Raw genomic sequence first — 12,577 nt, forward strand, 5'->3', positions numbered from 1 at the left:
TAAAAAAAACCTCTTTTAATTAAGAGGTTTTTTTTTATTATAAATTTATGTCTTCAATATCAGTTCGCACTATAGAATACAATAATGCATCGTGTTGCTTATTTCCTTGATGAATATATCCGCGCAATAGACCTTCCTTTTGAAAGCCGATTTTAGATAACATTCTACAAGAAGTAACATTTTCAGGATATGTAATAGCTCCAATTCTAAACAAACCCAAATCTTTAAACCCATAATCAATAATTTCTCGAGACGCTTCTGACGCATAACCATTTCCCCAATAACGAGGATGCAGGTCATATCCAATCTCAGATCGTTTACTCCATAATTGTAAATTGTTTAGTCCAATTGTTCCTATTAAAACGTTCGTTTCTTTTAACACAATTCCCCATCGTATTGCCTTTTTCTCAAAGTAATTTTTCGAAAAAGATTCGATCATACGTGAAGCTTGTCCAAACTCCGTAAAAGAATTCATACCGTAATAACACGTTACTTCATCCAATGAAAAGATTTCATATATTTTTTGACAATAAGATTGTTCTATTTCAACTAAACGTAAGCGTTCTGTTTCTAATATAGGAAATGCCATAGGATCACTCCTTTCTCTCTACTCATTCATTATATCAGAAAAAATATTTATAATTACTAAAGTCCTTATTGTTCCATAAATCAAACATTTCTAATGACGCATTCCCTCTTTATTCTATATACACGAATTGGATACCTTCTGATTACTACTCAAACATTACGCTATAATTTCCATAAATCGAATTTCAAATTATCAAGAACTGTAAAAAAAATTGTTTCTTCATTTTCTCCTTCCAAACAACCACCCTACCCCATACATTTATGGTAAAATATAGTTAATATATTATTTTATTGTGGAGGTGTAAATTTCCTATGTATATATTCATCGGCTTATCCCTCTTACTCATATTACTTATTTTTTTATTCGCAAAAAAATTCACACCAAACTCTTTCATGATGACTAACTTTAAAGGCAATAGCTTTAAGACATTTTCAATCGGTATTTTAATCGCTGCCATACTCTCACTTTCATATGGAACTTATCATGCAGTAACATATCAACCTAGTTATTTAGATATTAAATTAAAAAATCAAAACTACACTGTTTTCGGTAATGTAGGCGAATTCGGTTATTTCTCCGAAGAATTATTAAAAAAAGATACTGAAGTTCAACTATATTTCGTCTCTTGGAAAAAAATGCAGTTAAAAAATCCGGTAATACTTATAGAATATCCTTCAGGAAAACAAGAAACATGGAAGCCAAATATCGTATTAATACCGATAAGTAAATTACAAGAAAAACATGATATAAAAGATATTTATCAACTATCACCGTATTCATTTAAAGAATCTGGAGAAATAACATTAACAATAAAAGAAAACAATGTAAAAAACAATAAAATTTCCATTCAAATAAAATAAATAAAAACTGTTCCTTCATTTTGCTGAAGGAACAGTTTTTATTTATTCTACAGTATTATTTATTTAATGTAGCCATTATTTCATTGGCAATATTCTTTCCATTTCCAATACACGCACCAATTCCAACACCGTAATATGAGGCACCAGCTAAATATACATTTGGATAAAGATTTGTCATTTTTTCTTGCAATGCTTGAACCGCTTGATTATGTTCTAAATGATATTTCGGCATTAAATCTTTCCAATTTGTAACTTCAACTACTTCTGGTTCACCTTTAATTCCGAGACTCTTTTCAATATCATATAAAGCTACTCGTACTAATTCTTCTTCATTGTAATCCTTGATTGTTTCATATACCGGATTGGTACTCTTATAAAACATTCTAACTAATAATTTTTGTTTACCCGATGTATGTTTCCACTTTCGACTTGTCCATGTACAAGCATCACAATGTAAATCACTGTTTTCCGTTACAATAAACCCCGTACCGTCAGCTGGTAGTTGTTCATCTAGTATGTCAAATCCTAAATAAATACTAATAAGAGATGAGTTTTTAAATGTATTAAACTGCTCATTTAACTCATTAGACTGTAATAAAGTTTGCGCTATATCATGTGGAGCTGCTAAAACAACATAATCTGCTTGTATTGTTTCATGATTTGCAAAAGAAATCTCATATCGATCTTCTTGTTTACTTACAGCCATCGTTATAGCACCTTTTTTTACGACAGTTTCAGTCAGCACTTCTTCTAAGCGATTAATTATCGTAGATAGTCCACCCTTAAATGATACGAATTTTTTATTTCCTGCTGATTGAAATTGTTTTTTATTCTCTTCAAAACCTTTAATAATACTTCCATACTTATTTTTATAATCCAGTAAATACGGTAATGTAGATGCCATTGTAAGCTCATTCAATTTACCAGAATATACGCCTGAAAGCACAGGAGCAATTTGTCTTTCCACTAACTCTTTCCCTAAAAAGCTTTCTAAAAATAGAGCAAGTGATGTATCTTTCGTAAACTCTTTATTTTTCGTTATGAAATCTTTTAAAGCTACGATTTTCCCCTTCGTTGAGACTAGCGTACTGCTAAACAACGACCGGGCACTCATCGGTATCCCAAATATAGTATCAGAAGGAATTGGATGTAACATGTTTTCAGAATATATGTAAGAAATACCCGTTTCATTATATACCATTTCATTTTCTAAATTTAAATCTTTTACAAGTGGCATAACGTGTTCATTACGAGCAACGATTGAATCCGCCCCTGACTCCATAATGAAATCCTTTTCTTCCACACTATGGATTTTACCACCTAAATACTCTTCTTTCTCAATAAGAATTAAATTTAAATCGATATTATAATCCTTTTTTAATTTTTCTAAATAAAACATAGTAGAAAGTCCCGTTATACCTCCACCGATAACAACAACTGTTTTCATATGTGCTGCGCTCCTAACCGATACAATTAATAATTCCTTTTTATTATAACCAAAAGTCCTTATATTCGACTAGCAAGTTGCGCATTCTGTAAGAAATTAGACAATATATTTTAATATATTTTCAAATTACCTAATAAAAAAGAACTATAACATTTACAAACCCCGTCATAGTTCTCTTTATTTTAAAAACATAAAGTAATTGATTAATTTGTCTAGTTCTTGACTCAATGCCAATACTTTTTCATGTTGAATTCCATAATCCGATACTAAATATAAAAGTTCTTCTTTTTTTATTTCAATTACTTTTTCCAATTTCGCTAGTTCCATGTCGTTTTACATCTCTCCAAAAATAAAATGTATGTATTTCAGTATAGCCTACTTACATAATTAGTAAAAGTAAAATACGCATGTAAAATCTTACATATTTGAAAAAATAATATACTACTAACAAAAAAAGAAACTAGATTAAACATCCTTTTACAGATCATTAACGTTCATTAAGAATTAATAACATAACGGAATTTTTCTAATGTGATATCTTTATAATTTGGAGCTCTCTGTATATGATTAAAATAACTATATGAGAATTTAAATACATGACCAAAATCCCAATCGAATTCACTATAGTCTTTTATCCAAAATATATTTTCAGTTGGTAAAATATTTGCACGTTTAGATTGAATTAAAGGTAATCGATCTATAGGTGAGTGTAAAGTTATTTCCGTATTCAGCTTGAGCTTTTGGCTAGCTCTTAGTACGTACACTAGTTTTAACAGCGGACGTATCCCTCGTTGAAATATATCTATATGTCCTAAATCGTACATTATATTAATTGCGTGGGAGTATGTAAGCAAATGCCCAATTAAATCATGATGTGATTCCGCTCGATAAATACTATTAAATTTCGATAACTCATTTAAAATGAACTGAGATACTTGTGTTGGATTACTCAATTCACTTTGTATCTCCTCTTCAAAACTTAATTGTTTTACTTCTTTCGTCGTATAACCAATCCACGATCTACCTGGAATTGTTTTTCGAAATGATAAAATAAGAGTAGTAATCCCTTCAATTGCTTGATTATCACCCCATTTTTGTAGATCTTTCATAGCTAATAAACTTAATGACGCATAAATGACGTTATGCCCCACCCAATGAAGCTCATCAATCGTTTGTTCTAAAGATTTTATAATCATATTTTCCGCAATTTTAAAATCTATTTCTTTTTTATCATCAATCATCTCACCAATTTTTTTCTTGTTCAGCATCATCCTTGTTTGCGAATACATATTACGAGCTGCTTCTTCATCAATATTATTATCTTTCATAAAAAAATAACTAGCAATTGCAGCTGCTCCAAAATGTGCATGCCAAATATCATTTGTTTCTTTTTTACATTGAGAAATAATTGAAAGACCGCCTTTTAAAATACTTTTTCCCATTTTCTTACTCCCCTAATAAAAATCACTATATTTTCATCCTAAAGATGGTGTCAGGACAAATAAAATGTGATTCGATTCATCACTTTTATTCAAAAATCGATGCTTCACATTCGGTGGAATACGTACAACATCGCCTTCTTCTAAAAAATATTCTTTTCCCTCCAATTCCACATACACTTCCCCTTTCATAATAACAGCAATCTCTTCCTTATCTTCATGGGAATAATGGCTTTCTGTTGTGTTTGCTTGTTTATTTAAATCCATCATTAGCATTTCAATACGTGCTTTCATAAAATCAGGTGTTAATACATCATATACAATGTGATCATTGTTTTCCCGATATACTTTTTTTCGATCTTTTTTCTTAGAAATGAGCGAATCTGTATCAATATCGTTAATAAAAAGTGTAAACAGCGGTACATTTAATGCTTTTGCAATTAATTCCAAAACATTTAAAGAAGGATTAGCATGTCCTCTTTCAATTTGGCTAATTAACGACGTACTAATCCCTGCATAATCAGCGAATTCACGAATTGTCATATTATTTTTCTTACGATAACTTAATACTGTTTGTCCAAGCCTATCATGTACCATAGTAAAACTTCCTTTCGTCCATCATAATGCATGTTTCGTTGTCTTTGTGCTGACATACTAAACAAAGGCAAATAACCCTTCCCTATTATCTCCGGGACTTATATACTTACCTTTGTACATTATATCGTATTAAGTTTATTATAATAAACATTCTATCGGAGGGCCAAACTTTGAAATCACCTATTCTTTCATATTGCATCTTATTTTTTGGTGTATTCGCCTTATCAACTTCAGCTATTTTTGTAAAATTGGCAGATGCTCCTGCGACAATCATTGCTTTTTACCGATTATTCTTTGCCACACTAATTCTGTTACCGTTATTACTATTTAATAAAAATAGTCGAAATGAGCTAAAAACTTTAACGAAAAAACAATGGGCACTTGGATTCGTATCTGGGCTATTTTTAGCTGCACATTATGTACTATGGTTTGAATCATTACAATATACTTCTGTAGCAAGCTCTACAGTTATCGTAACGTTACAACCTTTGTTCTCAATGATTGGTGGTTATTTTTTATTTAAGGAGAGATTTACGAAAGGAGCAGTTATTGGTTGCCTCATCGCTATTTCAGGTAGTATCATCATTGGCTGGCAAGATTTCCAAATTAGTGGAGAAGCTTTATATGGAGATATTTTAGCACTTATCGCTGCCGGTATCATTACTGCTTATTTTTTCATTAGCCAACACGTTCGTAAAGATTTGTCACTTATACCATATTCGGTAATTAGTTATGGAAGTAGTGCTGGCTTTCTTGGCATATTTGCTTTCACGCAACAAGAATCTTTCATCCATTACTCTACACAAACTTGGTTGTGCTTTATTGGATTAGCTTTCATTGCTACAATTTTAGGACAAACCATTTTTAATTGGTTATTAAAATGGATAAGTGCTACTGTAATTTCAATGAGTATTTTAGGTGAAACAATTGGCACTTGTATACTAGCGTACTTTATATTACATGAGACCATTTCTTTACAACAAGGACTAGGAATTACCGTTATTTTTATTGGTTTAGTATTATTTTTATTGCAGCCAAATTCTAATAAAAAAGCATGACAGTATACTGTCATGCTTTTAACTACTAATTATGTACAATTAAACCATCCGGTCTAAAACGACTCATCATAATTTCATTAATAAACTTTCCGTGAGCTTTCAAATTCCCTATCTTTACTCCCTCTTCTACAAATCCAAATTTTTCATATAAAGCTTTTGCTTTTAGATTCGTTTCTAACACACCTAGTTCTACTCTCTCTAACATTAACCAATTATCAGCCAAATCAAGCATCTTCGTAAGAAGTGCTTTCCCAATTCCTTTATTATGATATTCACTATCAACCCCAATGAATAAATCGCCTGAATGAGATCTTCGTCCCGGACTTTGTGTTAAACCTACAAACCCAACAATTTCTCCATCATATTCTGCAACAAATTCAAATTGATTTGGTGCTAAATTTCGAATTCTATTTTCCATAGCTTCTACACGCATGCTAGGTAAGAAAACCATATACGGTAAAACGTCATCCTGTATACATATACGATGACTTGCTCTAGCATCTTGTATTTCTACTGCTCTAACATTGATCTCCATCTTGCTCTCCTCCATATAAATAACAATATATTTGTGTGTATTCTAGAAACGTTCATGAATGACCTTCTCGTCCGTATTTCTTTATGTCATTTTTACATAATTATTTCGATATAATACTTAATTTCCAAAAAGATTAACGACTATATGGATTTGGTTAACTTTTCACCTTGTTATATAAATCAAGCAAATTTTCAATCAGAATACCATTTAGTTTCATGCCGACTATATCACAATTTTCTATTTCAATATTTTTCAGATTACTATTACTTATAGTGCTACCTTCCAAATCACATTTATCGAATACAATAGGTTCCTTCTCATCTCCGAGACTTGTATTTTTAAATTGCACTCCACCTAAAGTCACCAAATTAAATTTACTGCCAGAAAGATTTAAATCTGCATATGATGACCTTCTAAAATTTATATTTCTAAACTTGGATTGACTTACATTACAATTACTCATATTCATATTCATTATAATGCTACCAACAAATGAACTGTTTTTTAAATTCACTTGATAATACTCTGTATTTGCTAAATTACAGTTTTCGTATTGACTATTTTTCATATCTTTATTTGTAACTACACTCGCTTTGTTTGAGCTTGTTTTTATTCTTTTCACGTAACAATACTCATCTTCCGATTCAAAAATCATTTGGTAACCCATCTTTTTATAAAAGTGATGATTGTTAATTTGTCTACTAGATGTTTCGAGATCCCAAATCTTTATGTTCGGATATTCCTTTTCTATTAATTTCATAACATGTGATCCAATTCCTTTTCCTTGATAAACAGGATCTACAAAAATACGATCAATTCGACCGTACGACTTACCAGAAATCGTAACTATTATCCCTCCGATTATTTCTTTATCCATTACAACTTTGAAAGAATCCAATTCTTCAATGGAATATTCCATCATTTCAACTGAAGAATATCCTGGCGGTTGAATGTTATAATCAATGACATCATCTTGGCCGTATAGCCATTGTTTTGCTTCTGCATCAAATGTTCTTTTCATTATTTCTGTTAATTTCTCAGCATCTAAAATTGTAGCTTTTTCTATAGATATTTTCGTCATTTTCGTTTTCCCCTTCATTATTACAAACCAACCATTTTTGTGAATGGCATAATTATCAATTCACTTTTGTTTTTAATGCTTTTCCCATTATTACATATGGAACATCATTTTTACTTGGATGAAATGGTTCTAATACATTTACCCAATCTAATCTTTCATATAACGAACGTGCTTTTTCATTGTTTATTTGTGTTGTTAAAACACTCGTTCTATTTGGAATCCCTTCTAATAATTCATTATGTAATTTCGTTCCAAGACCTTCATTTTGATATTGTGGGTGGACTGCTAACTCTACAAATTCAAAACAATCTTGTAACCATTCGTCTACTTGCTCTAGATGTAACGCTTCTCTCATTAATTGATTATAGTACTGTCCCTCGATTGAGCGATAACCATAAGTAAAACCAACTACTTCATTTTCATCATTTATTGCTACTATACCTTTAAAACCTGTATATTCTATATGCCTGTTCATTCTCTCGATCATTTCATTGAAATTTGTTTTCTCAAATACTTTACAATACAAATTTGCCATATTCTCAATTAGGATCTCATCTTTTTCAATGCTTATGAACTTCACTTTATTACCCCCTATTAAAACATTTATATCCTTAAATTTTTAAAAACAAAGAAAATTAACACTAATCACCCTCTTTACTATTAAACTACAAATCACCCTATATTTTCCACGATTACTTAGTATTAATGAATAATAAAAAGAGACCATGTAATATAAACATGGTCTCTTCTTTTATTCATTTTCAATTTTATCCCGCTATTTGCCGGGCAGTAAGACCCCCACCTCAAAATTCAGCGAAAGCAAAGAAGTTAGGTGGGGGTCGGGCTAATAATCAGCGGGGGCTGACACCCCACTGATTAAAGTTTCACTTTATATAATTAAAAATTAGATATTACTTAAGCCACTCGTTGCAAGTATTACTTAACTGCTGTAAATCTTCTATAAATTGACTCGCATCATATCCATCACAAACCGAATGATGTACTTGTAATGAAACTGGTAGCATAACCTTGTTTCCATCGTTAAAATATTTCCCACAAGTTATAATTGGCAATAGAAAATTTTCATCATTATTAATATTAAGATTAAATCCAGTAAAACTAGTCCAAGGTATGCTAGAAATCGGAAATACATTAGGCGGAATATTTTCTTTCGTGAAAAGACCATGAACACTAGCATAGCATCTCATATCGTCTTCATAATTATTATAGAAAGTGCGGAAATCACTTGAATAATCCGTCCATATACTTGAAAAAGACTTATCATCTTTATGAAAGATTGTATAACTCGGTATCATTTCCTCCCAATAGCCTACAACTCCTTCATCGTTAAAACATGTTCGAAATTTTTTATGATTATTTACTACTCTAGAAATTAAATATATAAAAACGGGATAAAATTTTATTCCCTTTTGATATACTTCCCCTAATAACATCGTGATATCAACATTCACAGTCATACTAAATGTACATTTCAACTTTAAATAATGCTCAAAATGCTGCTCTCTATTCCAATCTTCTCTATCAATTACATGAAACTTCATTCTAATAGCCTCCTAAAATTTTCTTTTTATTTTAGAAGGCTAATTCCCTTGCTTTCACCATAATTGTTCACTCCTAACAGTTTACATTTGACCCTAATTATTTATTTATATAACATATGTAAGAATCAATTCACATATTTCTGGAAATCCATCCACATACTATAGATAAATCAAATGAAATTTGGAGGATACATACATGAATGACAAAAATATGAATAAAAAAGAACATGTTACTGAAAACACTACATCTATTCAAAATAATAATACTGCAAACCTTACTATCGAAGAACAAGCAATGAACGGCTTATACGGAATGCCCGAAACAACAATTGAAGATGCTGATCACGCTGCAGCTGATGATTTGACTTCAAAAAATTAATTAACTACATTGAAAAAAGCCAAGGGAAATATCCTTGGCTTTTTTCACTATGCATCCACCTTTTGTATTTCTTCACTCTTTCTTGAAAGTTTACCTGGCCAAAAAGCAAATCGACCTAAAACTACTGTAATCGCGGGTACAAGTAACGGTCTTACGATAAACGTATCTAGTAATACGCCAATTGCAGTTACAATACCAAATTGAACTAATACTTGAATTGGAAGTGTACCTAACACAGCAAAAGTTCCTGCTAAAATTAAACCTGCCGATGTAATAACACTACCTGTTTGTATTACACCATTTTTTACTGCATCCAAGTGATTTTGTGTCTTTCTGTTTTTCCATATTTCTGAAACCATAAAGATATTATAATCTTCACCTAAAGCAACTAAAAATACGAATGCGTACAACGGTATCGCACCTTGAATGGCCGGCGCTCCCATACCGTAATGAAGTAATATCCATCCTGCTCCTAACGCTGAGAAGAATGATAGGACAACAGTTACAATTAAATAAATCGTCGCAACAACCGATCGTAAATAGACAAGTAATAGTAAAGCGATAATGCTAATCATTACTGGAATAATTACTGATTCATCACGTTCCGTAATTTGCTTTGTATCATATAATGAAGCTGTTTCTCCACCAATCCACAATTGCTCTTCAGCATTACTAATCCCAGCATCTTTTAATACTTTTTCTACATTACTTTTCAATTTAGGAATTTGATCTAACGCTTCAATTGAGTATGGATTTTCCGCTAAAGAAACTTCATACATTTGTATTTGCTTATTTTCTTTTCCCTCTTTTGGCTCTTTCACTGTATTTACGAAAGAAAATTTCTCTAGTTCTTGTTTAATAGGAAGCTCTTTGCCTTTCGTATCAACAACAACTTTTACTGGTGCTAGTTCACCAGCTGAGAAATGATCACTAATTAACGTAAACCCTTCACGAGAAGGCATATCCTTTGGAAACGACTCTAATAAGTCATATGTGTATTGAATACGTGGTACGAATGAAGCCAATCCGCCTAATACAAATACAGTTAGCATAATTATTGTCCACGGTCTTCGTACTACAATATCTCCAAGTTTTTTACTAAAGGAGCCTTTTGATTTTTCAACTTTTACAGCTCTCTTTTTCTTTCTTGCAAACTCCTCATTCATTGAAGTTGTTCTCGGTATAAACGGGAAAAATGCAATTCTACCGAAAATTAATAATAGTGCTGGTAAAATCGTTAAAGCCGCGATTCCCATTATAAATACAGCAACACTAAATGGTACTGCAAATCGATGAAAGGCACCATAATGAGCAAGTAGTAATGTTCCTAATCCAAGTACAACAGTTAACGCACTCATTATTATTGCACCGCCAGATGCTTTAATCGCAAGTTGCAATGCTTTATATTTACTTTCTTCTTCTAACAAGTACTCTCTATATCTCGAAATTAAAAATAGACAATAGTCCGTTCCAGCGCCAAACAATAATACTGTCATAATTGATATCGCTTGGGCATCTACTTTAATCCATCCGTGATCAGCTAAAAAACCGAGTGTAGGACTAATAATACCGTATGCAAAGCCAACAACAAGTATAGGTAAAATCGCTAAAATTGGTGAACGATACAGTAAAATTAACAAAACTAACACTAGTAGTACAGTAGCCACTAACAATTTCACATCTGCTTGACTAAATAAACTAACTGCATCCGTTTGAATACCTACAGGTCCTGATAATCGAACATGTAAACCAGATTCACTTATTTTTTGTTTAAATGGATCTTCATCCACCTTACTATTCACTATTTTTCTAAACTCTTCAAGATTTCCTTTTAATATATCTGTACCAGCAGATTTATTAAAAAATACCGGTGTAACAAATGATGTACCATCTTTTGATGCACTTTTTGATAATACTTGCTCTGGGATTGTATCAAATGGTGGTAACGTTGATTGTTCTTTTAAAGGACTAGCTTTTAACTCCTTATAAACATCTTGTATGAGTTTATAATCCTGTGACTGTAATCCACCATCTCTATACCATACTACTAACAACGGATTCCCTGCATTATTCGGAAACTCTTTTTTCATAAGCGCTTCCGCTTGCTGTGACATAGCTGTTTCAGGTAAATTTTTCGGATTCGGTTCTTTCGTACTGTTTACTTGTGGTAACGTAAATGAAAGTAATAATGTAATAAGAATCCACACCGATAAAGTGATCCACTGCGTATTTCTCCCTGCTACAAGCCTCCCTAACATATGTAACGGGTGCTTTTTCATAAAAACCCACCTTCCTTTTTTCCTCCATTATTAATTATATATACTGGTCGGTTAATTAATCAAGAATGATTGAAAATTATGTTATAATTATCTCAATTATAAATGTCAGGAGCGAATGTATTTGGAACAAAAACAACGTCCTCTCGGAAGGCCGCGTCAAAATAAAAATACAAAATCTACAAAAGAAACCATTTTAGAAGTAGCAACCCGCTTATTTCTTACACAAAATTATCAAGTCGTTTCTATGGATGAGGTCGCAAAAGTTTGTGGTGTTACGAAAGCAACTGTCTACTATTACTATTCAACAAAAGCCGATTTATTTACCGCTACTATGATCGAAATGATGGTACGTATACGTGAGAATATGTCTCAAATACTCTCTACAAACAAAACTTTAGAAGAAAGATTATTAGACTTCGCTAAAGTTTACTTACACGCAACGATGGATATTGATATGAAAAATTTTATGAAAGATGCAAAACTGTCGTTATCTGAAGAACAATTGAAACAATTGAAAAATGCTGAAGATAATATGTATGAAGTACTAGAAAAAGCACTCGATAATGCGATGCACATCGGAGAAATTCCGAAAGGAAACGCTAAATTTGCGGCTCATGCTTTCGTATCTTTATTATCAATTGGGAATTTTAAAGATGAAAATCACAATCCTATTCTTGCAAATATAGATGAATTAGCACAAGAAATCGTTTCTTTTTATTGGAACGGATTAGGTCATTCATATTAAACTGAT

Annotated in this window: 14 protein-coding genes; 4 read left to right on the top strand and 10 right to left on the bottom strand. The window is 31.7% G+C overall.

Annotated features, from left to right (window positions below):
- Nucleotides 1-37 precede the first annotated feature (37 nt).
- Nucleotides 38-589 (bottom strand): GNAT family N-acetyltransferase, encoded by a 552-nt coding sequence (locus ACO6VI_RS21355; RefSeq protein WP_000885400.1) that lies wholly within the window; start codon nucleotides 587-589, stop codon nucleotides 38-40.
- A 311-nt stretch (nucleotides 590-900) separates the two neighbouring features.
- On the opposite strand from ACO6VI_RS21355, the gene ACO6VI_RS21360 reads away from it, so the two are divergent.
- Nucleotides 901-1,449, top strand: a complete 549-nt coding sequence (locus ACO6VI_RS21360; RefSeq protein WP_000275232.1) for a hypothetical protein — start codon at nucleotides 901-903, stop codon at nucleotides 1,447-1,449.
- Nucleotides 1,450-1,504: 55 nt separating this feature from the next.
- Here the strand turns inward: ACO6VI_RS21360 and ACO6VI_RS21365 are convergent, their stop codons facing one another.
- The 4 genes from ACO6VI_RS21365 to ACO6VI_RS21380 form a co-directional block, all read right to left on the bottom strand.
- Nucleotides 1,505-2,896, bottom strand: a complete 1,392-nt coding sequence (locus ACO6VI_RS21365; protein ID WP_088020957.1) for a protoporphyrinogen oxidase — start codon at nucleotides 2,894-2,896, stop codon at nucleotides 1,505-1,507.
- Nucleotides 2,897-3,073: 177 nt separating this feature from the next.
- Nucleotides 3,074-3,223 (bottom strand): aspartyl-phosphate phosphatase Spo0E family protein, encoded by a 150-nt coding sequence (locus tag ACO6VI_RS21370; protein WP_000417698.1) that lies wholly within the window; start codon nucleotides 3,221-3,223, stop codon nucleotides 3,074-3,076.
- 170 nt (nucleotides 3,224-3,393) lie between these two features.
- Complete coding sequence (locus ACO6VI_RS21375; protein WP_088020956.1) at nucleotides 3,394-4,338, bottom strand: hypothetical protein; 945 nt, start codon at nucleotides 4,336-4,338, stop codon at nucleotides 3,394-3,396.
- 33 nt (nucleotides 4,339-4,371) lie between these two features.
- Complete coding sequence (locus ACO6VI_RS21380) at nucleotides 4,372-4,932, bottom strand: helix-turn-helix domain-containing protein (protein ID WP_053564531.1); 561 nt, start codon at nucleotides 4,930-4,932, stop codon at nucleotides 4,372-4,374.
- Between the two features lie 170 nt (nucleotides 4,933-5,102).
- Between ACO6VI_RS21380 and ACO6VI_RS21385 the strand changes: the two genes are divergently transcribed.
- The gene (locus tag ACO6VI_RS21385; RefSeq protein WP_088020955.1) at nucleotides 5,103-5,990 is read left to right on the top strand and encodes a DMT family transporter; all 888 of its coding nucleotides are present in this window, start codon (nucleotides 5,103-5,105) and stop codon (nucleotides 5,988-5,990) included.
- A gap of 25 nt (nucleotides 5,991-6,015) precedes the next feature.
- Here the strand turns inward: ACO6VI_RS21385 and ACO6VI_RS21390 are convergent, their stop codons facing one another.
- The 4 genes from ACO6VI_RS21390 to catA all read right to left on the bottom strand — a co-directional run bounded on the left by ACO6VI_RS21390 (nucleotide 6,016) and on the right by catA (nucleotide 9,168).
- A complete protein-coding gene (locus ACO6VI_RS21390; protein ID WP_098033917.1) occupies nucleotides 6,016-6,525 on the bottom strand; it encodes a GNAT family N-acetyltransferase in 510 nt (169 codons plus the stop codon).
- Between the two features lie 154 nt (nucleotides 6,526-6,679).
- Complete coding sequence (locus ACO6VI_RS21395) at nucleotides 6,680-7,624, bottom strand: GNAT family N-acetyltransferase (RefSeq protein WP_141435982.1); 945 nt, start codon at nucleotides 7,622-7,624, stop codon at nucleotides 6,680-6,682.
- A gap of 37 nt (nucleotides 7,625-7,661) precedes the next feature.
- Complete coding sequence (locus ACO6VI_RS21400) at nucleotides 7,662-8,186, bottom strand: GNAT family N-acetyltransferase (protein WP_000668804.1); 525 nt, start codon at nucleotides 8,184-8,186, stop codon at nucleotides 7,662-7,664.
- A 331-nt stretch (nucleotides 8,187-8,517) separates the two neighbouring features.
- A complete protein-coding gene (gene catA / locus ACO6VI_RS21405) occupies nucleotides 8,518-9,168 on the bottom strand; it encodes a type A chloramphenicol O-acetyltransferase (protein WP_000668526.1) in 651 nt (216 codons plus the stop codon).
- Nucleotides 9,169-9,364: 196 nt separating this feature from the next.
- Between catA and ACO6VI_RS21410 the strand changes: the two genes are divergently transcribed.
- Entirely contained in the window at nucleotides 9,365-9,547 is a 183-nt protein-coding gene (locus ACO6VI_RS21410; RefSeq protein WP_000998365.1) for a DUF4021 domain-containing protein, read from the top strand.
- A gap of 47 nt (nucleotides 9,548-9,594) precedes the next feature.
- Here the strand turns inward: ACO6VI_RS21410 and ACO6VI_RS21415 are convergent, their stop codons facing one another.
- The gene (locus tag ACO6VI_RS21415; RefSeq protein ID WP_000716587.1) at nucleotides 9,595-11,826 is read right to left on the bottom strand and encodes an MMPL family transporter; all 2,232 of its coding nucleotides are present in this window, start codon (nucleotides 11,824-11,826) and stop codon (nucleotides 9,595-9,597) included.
- Nucleotides 11,827-11,947: 121 nt separating this feature from the next.
- Between ACO6VI_RS21415 and ACO6VI_RS21420 the strand changes: the two genes are divergently transcribed.
- A complete protein-coding gene (locus ACO6VI_RS21420) occupies nucleotides 11,948-12,571 on the top strand; it encodes a TetR/AcrR family transcriptional regulator (RefSeq protein ID WP_000436025.1) in 624 nt (207 codons plus the stop codon).
- The last annotated feature ends 6 nt before the right edge of the window (nucleotides 12,572-12,577 follow it).

Origin of the sequence: Bacillus sp. PSXD-155, assembly GCF_049310765.1 — a bacterium.
In the GTDB taxonomy this organism is placed as follows: Bacteria; Bacillota; Bacilli; order Bacillales; family Bacillaceae_G; genus Bacillus_A; species Bacillus_A cereus.